The 15,639-nt window shown below is 73.7% G+C and carries 12 protein-coding genes; 6 read left to right on the forward strand and 6 right to left on the reverse strand.

What is annotated here, in order from left to right:
• Positions 1 to 108: 108 nt before the first annotated feature.
• Positions 109 to 1,611 carry a hypothetical protein gene (locus WME82_RS13895; RefSeq protein WP_438043232.1) on the forward strand — a complete coding sequence of 501 codons (1,503 nt, stop codon included), beginning with the start codon at positions 109 to 111 and terminating at the stop codon, positions 1,609 to 1,611.
• Positions 1,612 to 1,702: 91 nt separating this feature from the next.
• Here the strand turns inward: WME82_RS13895 and WME82_RS13900 are convergent, their stop codons facing one another.
• The 4 genes from WME82_RS13900 to WME82_RS13915 form a co-directional block, all read right to left on the reverse strand.
• Positions 1,703 to 2,890, reverse strand: a complete 1,188-nt coding sequence (locus WME82_RS13900) for a CaiB/BaiF CoA transferase family protein (protein WP_438043233.1) — start codon at positions 2,888 to 2,890, stop codon at positions 1,703 to 1,705.
• A gap of 193 nt (positions 2,891 to 3,083) precedes the next feature.
• Positions 3,084 to 3,428 carry an SCP2 sterol-binding domain-containing protein gene (locus tag WME82_RS13905; protein WP_012235105.1) on the reverse strand — a complete coding sequence of 115 codons (345 nt, stop codon included), beginning with the start codon at positions 3,426 to 3,428 and terminating at the stop codon, positions 3,084 to 3,086.
• Positions 3,429 to 3,627: 199 nt separating this feature from the next.
• Complete coding sequence (locus tag WME82_RS13910; protein WP_438043234.1) at positions 3,628 to 4,785, reverse strand: IMP dehydrogenase; 1,158 nt, start codon at positions 4,783 to 4,785, stop codon at positions 3,628 to 3,630.
• 157 nt (positions 4,786 to 4,942) lie between these two features.
• Positions 4,943 to 5,326: a biotin carboxylase N-terminal domain-containing protein gene (locus WME82_RS13915; RefSeq protein WP_438043235.1), complete on the reverse strand. Its 384-nt coding sequence runs from the start codon at positions 5,324 to 5,326 to the stop codon at positions 4,943 to 4,945.
• 157 nt (positions 5,327 to 5,483) lie between these two features.
• Here WME82_RS13915 and xseA point away from each other — a divergent pair, with 157 nt between their 5' ends.
• From xseA to WME82_RS13930, 3 genes are read left to right on the forward strand one after another with little or no spacing between them, the layout of a single operon-like run.
• A complete protein-coding gene (gene xseA, locus WME82_RS13920; protein ID WP_438043236.1) occupies positions 5,484 to 7,208 on the forward strand; it encodes an exodeoxyribonuclease VII large subunit in 1,725 nt (574 codons plus the stop codon).
• Positions 7,195 to 8,181: a shikimate dehydrogenase family protein gene (locus WME82_RS13925; RefSeq protein ID WP_437745927.1), complete on the forward strand. Its 987-nt coding sequence runs from the start codon at positions 7,195 to 7,197 to the stop codon at positions 8,179 to 8,181. The genes xseA and WME82_RS13925 overlap by 14 nt, the downstream gene beginning before the upstream one ends.
• Positions 8,178 to 10,364, forward strand: coding sequence for an amylo-alpha-1,6-glucosidase (locus WME82_RS13930; protein ID WP_438043237.1), 2,187 nt, complete (start codon positions 8,178 to 8,180; stop codon positions 10,362 to 10,364). The genes WME82_RS13925 and WME82_RS13930 overlap by 4 nt, the downstream gene beginning before the upstream one ends.
• Positions 10,365 to 10,396: 32 nt before the next feature.
• On the opposite strand, the gene WME82_RS13935 is transcribed toward WME82_RS13930, so the two are convergent.
• Together WME82_RS13935 and WME82_RS13940 are read right to left on the reverse strand one after the other, a co-directional pair.
• A complete protein-coding gene (locus WME82_RS13935) occupies positions 10,397 to 11,320 on the reverse strand; it encodes a DUF4123 domain-containing protein (RefSeq protein WP_438043238.1) in 924 nt (307 codons plus the stop codon).
• Positions 11,321 to 11,545: 225 nt separating this feature from the next.
• A complete protein-coding gene (locus WME82_RS13940) occupies positions 11,546 to 13,153 on the reverse strand; it encodes an oligosaccharide flippase family protein (protein ID WP_438043239.1) in 1,608 nt (535 codons plus the stop codon).
• 86 nt (positions 13,154 to 13,239) lie between these two features.
• On the opposite strand from WME82_RS13940, the gene WME82_RS13945 reads away from it, so the two are divergent.
• Together WME82_RS13945 and WME82_RS13950 are read left to right on the forward strand one after the other, a co-directional pair.
• On the forward strand, positions 13,240 to 14,541 hold the full coding sequence (locus WME82_RS13945) for a glycosyltransferase (RefSeq protein WP_438043240.1): 1,302 nt from the start codon (positions 13,240 to 13,242) through the stop codon (positions 14,539 to 14,541).
• A 138-nt stretch (positions 14,542 to 14,679) separates the two neighbouring features.
• Complete coding sequence (locus WME82_RS13950; protein ID WP_438043241.1) at positions 14,680 to 15,630, forward strand: glycosyltransferase family 2 protein; 951 nt, start codon at positions 14,680 to 14,682, stop codon at positions 15,628 to 15,630.
• The last annotated feature ends 9 nt before the right edge of the window (positions 15,631 to 15,639 follow it).

Consider the following 15,639-nt stretch of genomic DNA (forward strand, 5'->3'; position numbering starts at 1 on the left):
GGGGGGCTCGTCCAGCCGTCTGTTAGGTCCTGGATCCTTCTTGGGGTAACCTCGGGCGCGATGGTTACGCCTCGCCTACGTCTCGGTCAGCTCCTGGTCGACGCGCGGATGATCACCCAGGACGCCCTCGAGAGGACCCTGGAGCAGCAGCGCACGGATGGCCGGCGGCTGGGGACGCTCCTTGTCGAGCAAGGGCTCATCAACGAAACCCAGCTGACGCAGATCCTGTCGCACCAGCTCGCTGTCCCGTGGGTGTCGCTCCTGCACATCGAGTTCTCGCGGCAGCTGCTCAACCTCGTCCCGCACGACGTGGCCGAGCGCTACTGCCTCGTCCCGATCTACGTTCGCCACGTCCGCAACCAGGGCGAGACGCTGTACGTCGCGATGGACGATCCGACGAACGAGGACGGCATGAAGGAGTGCATGGCGTTCTCCGGCCTGCCCGTGCGCGCGATGATCGCTCCGCCGAGCGACATCCGGAACGCGATCCGGGTCTATTACGGAGCGCGCGCCCGCTCGGCGCCGCCGCCCGCGCCCGCGAAGCAGGCCCAGGTGAGCGAGCCGCAGTCGCGGGCGCGCCCCGCCGACCCGCCGCCTTCGTCCGAGCTCTCCGGAGCGCCCGAGACCGCGCGCCACGCGGAGGACACGCCGCTGACGCCATCGACGCCGGAGCCCTTGCTGCTCACCAGGCCCGCCATGCGATCCGGGGCGCGGCTGGTCGAGGACGCGGGGCCGGCGATCGAGACCTCCGACGTCGACCCCTCCGACGTGGGCGTCATGGATGACGAGCTGGCGTGGGAACCGCCTCGCTCCGCGGCCAAGGAAGTCCGCAGCTCCCCGGAGGAGCGGCAGATCCGCGGCCGACCGGACGAGCGCTCGCGGCCGACGTTGAAGGTCGCGCCGACGCCCGAGCTGCTCGCGGCGGCGCAGGCAGCACGATCTGCGCAGCCAGCGCAGGCGCAGTTCACGCAGGCGGCACAGGCGCAGTCCACGCAGGCGGCGCAGGCGCAGGCAGCGCAGCCGGAGCGCCGGAAGACGATGCGCCCGAGCTCCGCACCGGGGCCCGTCGCGGCGTCCGCCGGCGACGCGGCGCCGAGCATGGACGGGGCGCCGACGTCGAGCACGCCAGCCGCGGCTCTCCTCGGCGCGGTGCTCGGACGCGCCAGCGCTGCGGCGCGCACCGTCCCGGAGAGCGTGCCCGACTACGGCGACGAGCCCCCGAGCGAGCGCGAGGTGCGCAACATCCCCGCGCCGCAAGGCCGCGGTCGCCGGCGGATGGTCTCGCTCACCCTGCTCGACGGGACGACGATCACGCTCCCCGCGCGCGGGTCCAAATCCCAGCAGCAGCCGCAGCAGCCGCGAAAAGAAGCCCCGTCCCCCCGCGCCACCGCGCAGTCCGAGCCGCCTCCTCCTCCCACGGCGGACGACTCGGGCCTCACCGCGCGCGATCTGGTGTCCGCGCTGCGCGCGGTGTCCCACGGCGCCGACGCGAGCGAGATCCTCGGCAACAACGTGCGCTGGGAGGCGATGTTCGCCGCGCTCCTGTCGCTGATGCTCAAGAAGCACCTCATCGCCGACTGGGAGTTCGTCGACGAGCTGAAGAAGATCTGACGCGAAGCAGCAGCTCGGTCGCCGCTGACGGCGCGCCGCGCGCATCTTCGACGTGGCACGTGGCGCGCGGCGCGCTCGCGAACGGCGGCCGTCAGCGCGCCTCCCGCGCCGCGCCTGCGCGGATCAGCGCGTCGATGTCCCCTTCCGAGAAGCCCGCGTCGCGGAGCACGGCGCGCGTGTGCTCGCCGGCTCGAGGCGCCGGCGAGAACGCGACGCCCGCCGGCGTGACCGGCGTCCTCAGCTGGGGGATCCGGCCGCGCGGCGAGGCGATCTCGAACACGAGATCGCGCGAGGCGAGGTGGGGATCCGCCGCGGCGCTCCGCGGATCGAGGACCGGCTCGAGGCAGCAGTCGCGCTCGGCGGCGAAGGTCTCCCACTCGGCGCGCGTCCTCTCCCGAACGACGGCGGCCAGCTTGCGCTTGAGCTCGGCCTGGTGCGGCCCGGGGACGAGCGCGCTCGGGTCGGGATCGAGCCCGGCGCCCTCGCAGAACGAGGCCCAGAACTTCGGCTCCAGCGCGGCGAGGGCCATCGCGTGCCCGTCCTTCGAGAGGTAGGTGTTGTACGGCGCGAGCCCGCCTGTGAGCGGCGCGCCGCCCGCCGCGCGCGCCGTCTCCCCGACCGCTTCTCCGCCGCTCGCGAGCGCGGCGGCGAGCGTGGGAAGGGCGAAGCCGAGCACGCCGTCGGTCATGGCGATGTCGAGCACCGCGCCCTGCCCGGTCCGCTCCCGCTCACGCAGCGCGGCGAGGATGGCGATCACGCACCACATCCCGCCGCTCATGTCGGCGACCTGGAAGCCCGGCACCTGCGGCGGCCCCTCGGCGGGCCCCTGCGCGCCGAGGACCCCCGCGCGCGCGATGTAGTTGAGATCGTGCCCCGCGCGCGCCGCCAGCGTGCCCGTTTGACCGTAGCCGGTCAGCGCGCAGACGATGAGCCGCGGGTTGTCCGCCCGCAGCGCCGCGTGACCGAGCCCGAGCCGATCGAGCACCCCCGGGCGGAACTGGTCGAAGAGCACGTCGTAGCCGGCGACGAGCCGGCGGAAGGCGTCGCGCCCCTCAGGCGCCTTCAGGTCGAGCAGGGCGCTGCGCTTGCCGCGGTTCAAGAGCTGGAACGCCGCGGATTCTCCGGCGATCTGCGGGGGGAGCTGGCGCAGGAAGTCCCCGCCGGCGACGTCCTCGATCTTGTCCACCGTCGCGCCGAGATCCGCGAGCACGAGGGTCGCGAAGGGGCCCGGCAAGAGCCTCGAAAGATCGAGGACGCGCGTGTCGGTGAGAGGGCGCACGGCGGCTTTCCTGTCGTTGCGCGAGATCCGTCGAGGGATCGAGCGATCGAGGAATCATGAGCGAAGGGCGCGCCGCGCGCAGAAGGCACCCGAGGTTGGCTGGAGCGGACGCGCAGGGGCTGCGATCCACCAGCGAGCCGTTACCGCGCGCGGCGGCGCAGGCGGGCTCGCCGGATCTCCGCCGGCGCCCGGATCAGCCCGCGTTGAGCTGGAACAGCTTCGGGAGCTTCATCGCGAGCATCTGGTTGCCCGTGACCTTCAGCTTGCCCGCGAAGAAGAGCTGCATCGAGTTGGCCTGCGGGTTCTCGTGCAGCTTCTGGAAATCCTCGCTGCTGAGGGAGATCGTGACATCCGCGTTGCCAGGGTTGCCCGAGGAGAGCTTGGGCCCGCTGTCGGACAGGTCGATCAGCCACTCGCCGCCGCCCTCGCCCGTCACGTTGATCTGGTACTTCCCGCCGATCTGCTTGGCCGCGTCCGAATGCTTCACCAGCGCAGCGGGCAGCTCCTCGTTGAACAGTTTCTGGATATCGACGGCCATGGATCGCCTCCGGATGTCGTGTGGGACGTGGTGACTCGAAATCGCCTGGATACCAAGCGCGGTTTACCCGTGCCCGCGCGCGGGAGTCAAGCGAAGCACGACGCCCGCGCGCTGTCTCCTCGCTCCGTCAGGGCAGCCCTGGCGCGCCGTCTCGTCGACCCATCAGGGCAGCCCTGGCGCTGGGTTCACCGTGGATGCGTCATGCACGCGCGCGCGGCGCCTGCGCGGCGGGCCGGGGCGCCTTGTCCAGCGCGGATCGGATCGGGACCATCAGCAGGCGATCGATGGCGACGCGCTGATCGGCGGGCGGCGGGCTCTCCGGTATGCCTTGCATCAGCCGGAGGTCACGGAGCGCGCCGCGATCGAGCGGGCCGAGCGATGCCCCCAGCCCGTCGAGCGCCGGCGTCATCGCGGGGAGCAGACAGACGAGGGAGAGCTCGTTGGTACCCTGGCGTACCCACGTTCCCTGGTACACCGCGATCGCCTGCCCGAGCGCCTCCTGGAACACGAACGCGCGCCACTCGAGCGGCGCCGTCAGATCGAAGACGCGGCCGCCGGCGCGGAGCTCGCGGCTGTCGAGGCCGAGGGCGGCGCCGCGCGCGTCGGTCAGGAGGAAGCGCTCGAGGCACCCAGGAGAGCGCAGCGTGAGCTCCTCGAGGAGCGCGGCGAGCGCCGCGGGGCTGAGCGAGATCGGCTCGCCGTCCGGGCCGATCGCCTCGAGCCCGACCTCGTCGGAGCCCACGACGGACGCGTGGTCGAGCAGCGCGGCGAAGGTGCGCCGCGAGGGGCCGTCGAAGCCGGCCCCGATGGAGGACATCCCGGCGCTGGAGCTGAGCAGGGCGACGATACGATCCCGGCGCGGCGTCGCGAGGAGCGTGACGCCGAACCGCTCGCGGGTGGTGAGCAGCACGTGCTGCGCAGCGCTGCTCTGGCTTCGAAGGAGCAGCTGATCGCCCTCGAGGCTCAGCCCGCGCCGGCTCACCTGCGGAGGGGGCACGAGCTGCCGCCGTCCCCGCGCGAGCAGCGCGACCGCCGCCGTCACGAGGGCGACCGGCAACAGCGCACGGAATATCAGGCCGCGCGCGGTCACGACCAGCACGAGCGCGGCCAGGAAGAGCGGGATCGCCCAGCGCCGCCGGGTGTCCGTGCCGCCCGCCGGCGTCACATCGGGAGCGGTCGCGTCGAACCAACGGGCCCGTGGGACAGGCGTCACGGCGGCGTCGCTCGCCGGCTCGCCCGCGCGCTGCGTCGCCGGCCTGCCTGTCGCAGAGGGAGGCTCGTGGGCTCGGACCTCGATCGACGGGAGCATCGCGACGGACCCAAGCGGGTCCTTCTGGCCCTTCGCCTCGCGTCCCATCGCACCTCCACCCCGACCGAAAGTTGGCGGTAGAATAGCATTGACCGAGGCCGGAGCGAGGGGACTTTGGGACAACGCGCTGCGTAGGGTGCTGCGCGTTGTTGACGACCCGCTCTGTTACAACCGGTTACGACTGGTGTTGACCGGTTACGACCGACTACGGCCTGCCGAGGACGTCCCCGGCGGGTCGCGAATCGCGTGCGCTGCGACGTGTCACGCCGCGTTGCGACCCCTCCTCGGCGACGAGGAGCCCGATGAGGTCCGCTCGCATGCTTCCTCGAACTCGCGGTTTTCCGTACCCGAGCTGGATAGCGCCTGCCCCGGAACGACTGGTGATGCGGCGGATCCGGTCGAAGCGGAGGTAGCTCTCGGCCGCAGGCGCGGGACCGATGGCGTACGAAGCGCTCGCGAGGCGGACATGGAGGTTGTCGCCGCCTGCGTCGCTGCAGACGGCGATGCCCTGGAGGCCGGCCTCATGCAGCGATCGGAGGACTCGCACGGCGATCTCGCCGCGGTCGGGGAGGAGGACCTTGCGGATCACGAGCCGGCCCTCTCACACGGAATCGCCTCCGCGAACGGCCCGTCGCTCCGCCGCTCCGCGCCGAGCCTCGTCGCGCGCCCGACGGCGGGCTCGCCTGACGCGGGATCAGGCCCGCGAGAGTCTTTCCACAGGCCGAGCAAAAGGGTACGTCTGCCCTGTGCAGCGCCGCGATATCCCGCCCGAGCTCTCGTTCGCGGCCCTTCCCGTCGCCGAGCCTCGCGAGCTCACGGGCCCGCCGCCCTCGCGCCGCCAGCGGGGCGCCGAGCCGGAGGTGGTCTCGGTCGCGGAGCTGGATCGCCGGCTGAAGCGGATCCTCGAGGGGTCGACCGCGGACGTACGCGTCGAGGGCGAGATCTCGGGCCTGCGCGTCGTGGGCAGCGGCCACGCCTACTTCACGCTCAAGGACGAGAGCGAAGAGGCGGCCATCGACTGCGTGATGTACAGGACCGCGGCGCCGCGCGCGCGGAAGCTGCTCGCCGACGGCGCGCGCGTCGTGCTCACCGGCCGCGCCACGGTCTACGTGCCTCGGGGCCGGCTCCAGTTCTCCGCGGACGACGCGCGCCTCGCCGGCCGCGGCGCGCTCCTGGAGGCGCTCTTCCGCCTCAAGGAGAAGCTCGCCGCCGAGGGGCTCTTCGCGCCGGAGCGCAAGCGCAAGCTGCCCGTCGATCCGCAGATCATCGGCGTCGTCACGAGCGGCGACGGCGCGGCGATCCACGACATCGTGACCGTCGCGTTCCGCCGCGGCGGCGCACGGCTGATCCTGGCGCGCACGCCGGTGCAGGGCGCCGGCGCAGGGCAGCGGATCGTGCGCGCGATCGCGCTGCTCGAGGAGTTCCCGGGCATCGAGGTGATCATCGTGGGGCGCGGGGGCGGCTCGGCCGACGACCTCAGCGCGTTCAACGAGGAGATCGTCGTCCGGAAGGTCGCGGCCGCGCGCGTGCCGATCGTGAGCGCCGTGGGGCACGAGATCGACGTCGCGCTGACCGACCTCGCCGCCGACGCGCGCGCCGCCACGCCCTCGCAGGCAGCAGAGATGCTCGTCGCGGACGCGGCCGCGCGGCGCGCGGCGCTGGAGCACCTCGAGGCCCGCATGCGCCGCGCGATCGCCCACCGGCTCCGGGGCGCTCGGGCCGATCTCGACCGGCAGCGCGCCCGGCTCGGCTCGCCCGCGCAGATCCTGGCGGAGCCCCAGCAGCGCATCGACGACGCCATGGCGAGGCTCCGGCGCCGCATGGAGCGCATCCTCGTCGAGGATCGCGCCGCGCTCCAGCGCCTCGAGCGGAGGCTCGCCGCGCGCCACCCGCGCGCGGTGCTCGCGGGCGCCCGCGGGGCGCTCAGGCCGCTGTCGGTGCGCCTCGCCGCCGCCGCGCACCGCCACGTCGCCCTCCTGCGGGAGGGCTTCGCGGGCGACGTGGCCCGGCTCGAGGCGATGTCGCCGCTCCGCGTGCTCGCGCGCGGCTACGCCATCGCGACGGACGCGTCGGGGCGTGCGGTCCGCGATCACCGCGAGGTCGCGCCGGGCGATCCGATCGCGGTGCGCGTGCACCACGGAGCGCTCCTCGCGCGGGTCGTCATCACCGCAGGTCCGGACGAGCCGCTCGTCGAGGGCCACGCGCACGCGCCGGCAGCGGAGGCAGCGGTGGCAGCGGCGGCGCCCGCGCCGCCTGCGCGCCAGGGCGGCGGCCCGCGCGCCGCGTCCGGCCGCGCGCCGAGGCGCAAGAGGACGCAGCCCGGCGCGCCCGCGTGCGAGCAGCTCGGGCTCGGCTTCGCGGCCGAGGAGCACGCCCCGGCCGTCGGTCGCGCGGGCGCCGTCGGCCAGGTCTCGGTGGGGCAGGGCGGCGCGGAGGCCGGCCCTGAGGAGAGGCACCATGTCGAACGCTGAGCGGCGAAGGTTCGGTCTTGTGGGGCACCCGGTGGGCCACTCGGTCTCGCCGGCGATGCACTCGGCCGCGTTTCGGGCGCACCACCTGCCGCACATCTACAGCGCGTTCGACGTGCCCACCGGCGCGGAGCTCGCGCGCTTCGTCAGCGACATCCGGAGCGGCCTTATCGCTGGCGCGAACGTCACGATCCCGCACAAGCGCGCGATCATGTCGATGGTCGACGACGTGGACGCGAGCGCGGCCGACGTCGGCGCCGCGAACGTCCTCTGCGCGACGGAGGCGCGGCGCGTGACGGCGTACAACACCGACGTGGTCGCGCTCCGCGACGAGCTCGCGCTGCTCCTGGGATCCGCCCCGCCCCGCGGGGACGATCCGGAGGGGCCGTACGGCGCGCGCTCGAGCCCGCGCCAGCGCGCGGTGATCATCGGCGCGGGCGGCGCGGCGTTCGCGGCGATCGCCGCGTGCAAGCTGCTCGGCTATCACCTCATCAGCGTGACCACCCGCTCGTGGACCGGCACCGAGGCGATGCTCGAGTCGCCCGCGGGGCAGCGCGCGTCCGAGCTCGGCGCGCTCACCGCGCCCTGGCCGATCCCGACCGACAGGTCGATCAGCAGCAAGTCCTCCGTGGCGCTGCGGCTCAACTGGAGCGAGTTCACCGTCGCCGCCGACCTGATCATCCAGGCCACGAGCGCCGGCATGCTCGGGGGGCCGCCCGGGGAGGAGGTCACGGGCATCATCCCGTGGGACGCGCTCTCGCCGAGCGTGTGCCTCTACGACCTCGTCTACAACCCCCCGGTGACGCCCTTCCTCCGGACGGCGCGCGAGAGAGGGCTCCGCGCCGAAGGCGGGCTCGGGATGCTGGTCGGCCAGGCCGCGCAGTCCTTCACGCTCTGGACCGGCCTCCCGGCGCCGGTCGAGGTGATGCGCTCCGCCGCCGAGGATTCGCTCAGGAAGGCAACCGGCGGTCGATGAGCTCGGACGGATCCCGGCGGAATTCCCCGACCCACGACGCGCTGTCGTCCACGCCCGCGGCGCCCCGCGGCCAGGGCGCCGCGCTCGAGCACGCCTCGCCGTGGCCGCACGTCGAGGTGCGGGGCCAGTTCTCGATCGCGCGCAAGGAGTGGCTGCACACGAACGGCGCGGGGGCCTACGCGAGCTCGACGATCGCCGGCATGCACACCCGCCGTTACCACGGCCTGCTCGTCGCGGCCCTCGACCCTCCGCGGCGCCGGCACGTCATGCTCTCGCACGTCGACGTCTGCGTCCGCCCGGTCCGACAGCAGGGCGCGCCGTCCGAGCGCCGCGCCTCGTGGCCGCGGTGGGACCTCGCCAAGCACCAGTTCCCGGGCATCGATCCGGAGAGCAGCTCGTTCTACCTCGAGCGCTTCGATCAGGATCCGCTCCCGCGCTGGGCGTACGCCGTCCCGGGCGGCGAGCTCGAGGTGACGCTCGGCCTCGTGCGCGGCGAGAACGCCGCCGTCCTCCGTTATGCCTGGAGCGGGGCGGATCCGGTGATGCTGACGCTGCGCCCGCTCCTCGCCGCCCGCCACATCCACCAGCTGCTCCGCGAGAACGGCGGGATCTCCCAGAAGGTCGAGCTGCGCGCAGGGGCGGCGCGCGGCGAGCCCGGCTCGGGGCGCGACCGCCCCGTGATGGGCGAGGTCCGGGTGCAGCCGAACCGCGCGCTGCCGAGGATCTGCTTCCGCTACCAGGGCACGTTCGTCGGCTCGCAGGACTGGTGGCGACGCTTCGAGTACCTCGGCGAGCAGGATCGGGGCCTCGACTTCCTCGAGGATCTCTGGACGCCGGGCCATTTCGAGACGGTGATCGGCGCCGAGCCCGTTCACCTGCTCGTGGCGGTGGGCGCGCTGCCCGACGACGAGCCGGAGAACCTCCTCGCGGCGGCGAGCGCGGCGATCCGCGCCGAGGACCCGGGGCCCCGGCGCCCGCTCCTGGAGCGGAAGCTCACCATCGCGGCCGAGGCGTTCCGCGCCGACGCGGCCGCGCGGCCCAGCGTCATCGCGGGCTATCCCTGGTTCGAGGTGTGGGGCCGCGACGCGCTCATCTCCCTGCCCGGTCTCTACCTCGTGCCCCGCAAGACCGAGGCCGCGATCCGCGTCCTCCGCGCGATGATCGACGCGATGCAGGACGGCCTCGTGCCGAACCGGCTCCCCGACGCGGGCGAGCCGGCGGACTTCCACGCGGCCGACGCGACCCTCTGGCTGTTCGAGGCGGCTCGCCTGCTCGGGGACGCGGTCGGCGACACGCACCCGTTCGTGGCGGGCGAGCTGCTCGGCGCGCTCCGCGACGCCTTCGAGGCGGCCATGCGCGGGACCCGGAACGGGATCCACGTCACGGCCGACGGCCTCTTCGCCGCAGGGCGCCTGGGCGAGGGCGCCGTCGACGGGCTCACGTGGATGGACGCGCGCGTCGCGGGCCGCGCGGTGACCCCGCGCGCCGGTTGCCCGGTCGAGCTCACGGCGCTGTGGGCGAAGGGCTCGGAGACGCTCGCGCGCCTCGCGCGGGCCGCCGGCGACGCCCGCCTCGCGGGGCGGGCAGAGGCGGCCGCGAGCGCGGCGCGCCGGGGCTTCGCCGCCCGCTTCTGGTGCGAGGAGACCGGCTACCCGTACGACGTCATCTCGGAGCGCGCGGACGGGGAGGGCGCGTTCCGCGACGCGTCGATCCGCCCCAACGCGCTGATCGCCGTCGCCGTGGATCCCGCCTGCTTCACGCCGGAGCGGGCCGCGTCGCTGCTCGACCGGGTCCGCCTGGAGCTCGTGACCCCCGCCGGCGTGCGCACGCTCTCGCCGGCCGATCCGGCCTACGCGCCCCGGTACCAGGGAGGCCCCGAGGCGCGCGACAGCGCCTACCACCAGGGCACGGCCTGGCCGTTCCTGCTCGGGTTCTACGCGCGCGCCGCCCGGCGCTTCTCCACGCTCGGCGAGCACGTGATCCCGCTGCTGCACCGGCTCGCGGCCTCCGCGGCCGCGAACGAGATCGCGCTCGGCCAGGTGCCCGAGGTCGCCTCCGGCGAGCCGCCGCACCACCCTGGTGGCAGCTTCGCGCAGGCCTTCAGCGTGGCAGAGCTCCTGCGCCTCGTCGCCTGGGACCTGCCCGCCCAGGACCCAGGCAGCGCCGCGGGCGCGCCGCGCTGAGCCACGCCGGCCCGCGGGGCCGGCGCGCGCCTTCAGCCTTCGCGTTCCAGCGCCGACTCCTCGCGCAGCGCCTTGCCGCCCCGGGCGGTGAAGCGGAGCAGCTTCCCCGGATCCTCGGCCTCCATGGCGAAGGCCTCGACATCCTCGAACAGCGCCTCGATCTTTCGAGGACCGCACGTGGGCAGGAAGCCACGGAGCACGCGCGGGTCGTAGAACCGGAAATACTGCTGCTTGCCTGTCCCGTTCTCGACAAGGAGAAACCGGCGGAGGTGCTTCCGCACGTCGCCGAACGCGCGGTCGCTCGTCAGGAAGACGCCCCAGCAGTCGCCCCAGCCTCCGTCGACCAGCGCGTCGAGCAGCCTGGACCCGTGCGGGAGGTGCACGAGCGTGGGGCCGACGTCCGCGAGGATCTCGCCCTGGAAGCCGGTGTAGAGCGAGGCGGTCTGCTCGCCCGCGTCGCCGAGCAGCAGCCGGATGCGCGGGTCGCGGGCGGCGTCGACCACCGCGAAGAGGGGCGAGCGCTCCTGCCGGAGCCGCGCCCGCGCCGACGCGGCGAACGGCGCCCCGGTCGCGAGCACCGCGGCCCTGCGCGCGCGGCGCGAGGGCGGCGCGGGCTCGGTCGGCGCGTAGCGGCGGCTCACCTCGCGGCGCACCACCGCGAAGACGGTCCCCCCCGCGCGGATCTCGTCGCCGTCCCGGAGCGACACCTCGCGCGCCCGCTCCCGGTTGACCTGCGTCCCGTTGCGGCTCCCCAGGTCGCGGAGGAGGTAGCTGCCGTCGATCTGCTCCACCGAGAAATGCAGGGCAGAGAGCTCACCGTCGCTCGTGATCGAGAGATCCGACTCAGGCGCGCGGCCGACGAGCAGCGGACGGTCGCCAGGGATACGCGCCGTCTGCCCGGCCAGGGGGCCCGTGATGACCCGGAGGACGAGCCCTGCTTCCTGGTCTTCGCTCATGGTCGTCTCCATCGCACAAGGCGCCGATGAGGCCGGCAAGTAAGCCTAGAACACCGATCGGCGGGAAATCCACCCGAAGGCGGGCGCCACGCGGGAGACGACCCGGCCACTGTCAATCTTTTCCGCCTTCCAGGCGAGGGCCCTTTGGCGCAGCCTGCGCGCATTTCACGCTGGCAGCCCTCGTTCGCCGCCCGAGACAGCGAGGGTGCGACGCGCGCGGATGCGTCAGCCGTGGCGACTCCGCAGCGGTTCGAGGCGCAGCCAGCGCGCCACGAACGCCCGGTCCTCGGGGGCGAGCGCGCCGGTGACCCGCGCGGCCACGAGGTAGAGGCCCGCGTAGAGCGGGGCGCAGAGCGCGAGGCAGAGCGCGGGGCGCCTGTCGGTCGCGCCCGTGAGCAGGAACGCGGCGAGCGGCGCCGCGGCTACGATCGCGGTGGCCGCGACGCGCCCGTAATGGCCCCACGGGAAGACGCCGCGGAGGCCGACGCCGGAGAAGCGCGCGATGCAGGCCACCGTCAAGGCGATCACGAGCACCTGGGTCAGCACCGCCGAGAGCGGCGCGCCGACCATGCCGACCGTCGGCAGGAGGACCAGGTTCGCCGCGGCGTTGAACGCCATCGAGAGCACCTGGATCCGCAGGATCATCGACGTCTTCCCGAACGCCATCAGCATGATCGCGTACGCCGTCACGCGCAGCGGCAGGAGCGCGGAGTAGATGCGAAACGGGACGGCGGCGCCGGCGTAGGCGTCGCCGTAGATGGCGCGCATGAGCGGCTCGGCGAAGAGGAGGAGGAACACCGCGATCGGGAGCATGATCAGCGTCGTCTTGCGGACGCCCGAGTGCCACAGGTCGATCGCCGCCCTCGCGCCCTCCGCCGGCGTCCGGCCGTTCTCGACGCGGGCGACGAGGTCGGGGAGCATCGTCGAGGCGACGGAGTAGGCGAGGACGCCGACGAGCGGGAGCTCCTGCGAGCCGACGGAGAACTCGGCGTAGAGACCCGCGCTGAAGAAGAGGCCGATGACGAACTTGTCGAGCTTCTGGTTGAAGAGGCCGGCGAAGCGCGTGACCGAGAGCGGGAGCGCGTAGGCGAGCTGCGCCCTGACGCCGCCGGGGAACGGGGCCGCGGCGACGTCCTGGAACAGCCGCGCGTAGAGCCGGTACGAGAGCCAGAGCCGGAGCGCCTGCGCGGCGCACTGGGCGGCCACGATCCAGGCGATAGAGCACCCGAGCGCCGCGGGGACGATCGCGCTTGCGGCGTTCGAGAGCGTGACGATCAGCGCGAGCCCCGCCGACTTGCGGTGGTTGTTCGTGGCGATGAAGAGCGGGCCGAACACGCTCGCCGGGTAGGCGATCACGCTCATGAGGCCGATGAGCAGGAGGAGCTGCGTGACGCCCTCGCGGCCGTCGAGGAAGACGCTGGGGACCAGCGCGAACACCGAGAAGGCCAGCGCGGACAGCGCCCCGAGGCCGACCAGGAGCAGCATGCTCTGCCGCACCAGCCCACGGAGCTCGGCGCGGGTCACCTTGGGCGCGAAATAGAGGAACGACTCCGGGAGGTAGAGCAGCGCGAAATCGCGCCCCGTCACGAACAGCATCGTCGCGAACGCGAGCACGCCGTACTCGGCCTTGCCGAGCAGCCGCACCACGACGATGCCCTGCACGAGGACGATCAGCGTGTTGACGACCTGCCCGCCGACGATCATCCCGATCCGGTCGGCCAGCGATGTGCCCTGCGCCTCGCCGGGGCCCGGCGCTGCCTTGGCAGCCCGCGCGACCTCCGGGGCCCGCGAGGGCGCGCTCGGCTCGACCGGGGCGGGCTGCTCGTCCTGCATGGCGGCTCGGTAGCACATGCGCGGGCAGGAGCGGCCTCCCGAGGCGTGCGCGCGGCGCCCGGCTAGCCCGTGATATAGGTCCCGCGATGAAGCGCGCGCTCCTCGTGAGCTACTACTTCCCCCCGCGGTTCAGCATCGGCGGTAAGCGCGCGTACCGCTTTGCGAAATTTCTGCCGGAGCACGGCTGGGAGACGACGGTGCTCGCGGCCAAGCCGCCTCCCGGCGAGCGGGTGGATCCGTCGTTCACCGACGCCGACCTGCCCGCGTGCGATGTGCGCCGCGACTACCTCACGGACGCCGAGCTCGCGCGCATGCCGCGCCGCGCGCTCGGCTCCGACGGCACCCTGGAGGCGCCGACCGAGGCGCCGGTGCCGGTCGCGCAGCGCAAGGGCTTCGCGCGCGTCGCCGCCGAGATCCGCTACGTCCCGGTGATCGGCCCGGATGCAGGCCGCGCCCCGGCCCTCGCGGTCCGCATCGCGCGCCTCGCTCGCGAGGTCGGCGCCGAGGTGATCTTCGCGAGCGGGCCGCCGTGGGAGGCCGTGCTCGCGGGCGTGCTGGCCGGCAGGGCCATCGGCCGGCCGGTCGTCGTCGACTTCCGCGATCCGTGGTCGTTCGGCCCGCTGATGGCGACGCGGCCCGCGTGGAGCCGCGCGGCCGCGGCGCTCGTCGAGCGGGCCGTGGTGGGCGCCGCCGCGGCCTTCACGGTGACGTCCGAGATGACCCGCGACGCCTACGCCGAGCGGCGCATCGCGCGCCGCGTCGAGTGCATCCGGACCGGCTTCGATCCGGACGCGGCGGCCGCCCCGCAGCGCGGCGAGGCGGTGACGCTCGTGCACTTCGGCAACTGCTACAGCGAGCGCACGCTCGCGCCGTTCGTCCGCGCGCTCGCGGCCGTCGCGCGCCGGAGATCGCTCGGCCCGGGCGCGATCCGGCTGCTCAACCTGGGGCGCGTCGCGAGGAGCGACCTCCGCCTCGCCGAGGAGCTCGGGGTGTCGCGGCTCTTCGAGTACCGCACGGTGCTGCCGTACGCCGAGGGGCTCGGCCTCGTCGCGGGCGCCGATCTCGCGCTGCTCGCCGGCTGCGGCGAGGAGCCGTACTTCCTGCCTGGCAAGCTCTACGACTACCTCCTCGCGCGCGCGCCCGTGCTCGCGGCCTTCGCGTCCCCTGAGATCGAGCGCATCCTCGAGACGACCCGCCTCGGCTGGACGCACGCGGCCGGCGACGCCGCGGCGATCGAGCGCCGCATCGAGGACGCGCTCGACGCGCGCGCGGCCGGTCGGCCGCTCGTCGAGCCCGATCACGCGGCGCTCTCCGCGCTGAGCGCGCGCGCCAGCGCGGGGGCGCTGGCCCGCCTCTTCGAGGACGTCGCGGCGAGCCCGAGGGGCTGACGCCGCGCTCTCCGCGCTGAGCGCGCGCGCCTGACGCCGCGCTCTCCGCGCTGAGCGCGCGCGCCGACGCCGTTCCCCGGGCGGCGCCCGCTCGACATCCTTGCCTGCGCGGCGGCCCCCGTGGCATGCGAGCCCGCGATGCCTGACCATCTTCTCCAGGATCGAGCGGGGCTCCCCGAGGCCGAGCGCGCCCTTCAGGAGGCGTGGCGCGCGAAATACGCGCCCGAGGTGAAGGAGCTCATCGTGCGGCGCGAGGTCCCGTCGCCGAAGCTCACGCTGATCGTCATCTCCTACAAGGCGAAGGACTACCTGATCGAGTGCCTCCAGCACGCGCGCGGCCAGACGGCTGCGCTCGACGTGCCGTTCGAGATCCTGCTCGCGGACAGCGGCGGCATCGAGCACCTGCGGCCGCGCTCGGCCCCGCTCGTCGACGTCGAGCTGCGCCTCACCGACGGAATTCCGCTGAACGCCGCGCGCAACGCCGCCATCGCCTGGGCGCGGGGCGAGTACGTCGCCTTCATCGACGACGACGGGCTGATCGCGCCGACGTTCGTCGAGGTCGTCTGCCGTGTCTTCCAGGACCCCCGCATCGCGGCGATGCGCGGCCGGATCATCCCCAAGGAGCACCCCTATTTCTGCACGCTCGCGGGGCACTACGACCGCGGCGACGACGTCGTCGACGACGTCCTCGCGACCGAGGGGCACATGGCGATCCGGCGCGGCGTCTACCTCTCGACCGGGGGGTTTCCCGATCAGTTCTACGGCGCCGAGGGGGTCTACCTCGTCTACCGGATCGCGAAGGACTTCCCTGATCTGCGGGTCGTCTACGTGCCCGATCTCCTGATGCGGCACGACTACTTCGACAGCTGGGAGAACTTCATCTGGAAGACGCGCAAGTACCGGCGCATCCGGCGCGAGGTGGGCGGCATGGAGCCGGATCCCGAGTTCCTGCGCTACCTCGACGCGTACCTCGCGCGGCGGAAGCCGCATCGCCGGCTCACGGTGGAGCAAATGGTGGCGCTCGGGCTGCTCAAGGTGGTGCGCTGGGGAGTCCAGCGCCTGCCGGCGTGGGCCGTGGGGCAGCCTTGATGGAGCGGG

This window comes from Sorangium sp. So ce128 (genome assembly GCF_051525245.1).
GTDB classification, from domain to species: Bacteria; Myxococcota_A; Polyangia; order Polyangiales; family Polyangiaceae; genus Sorangium; species Sorangium cellulosum_B.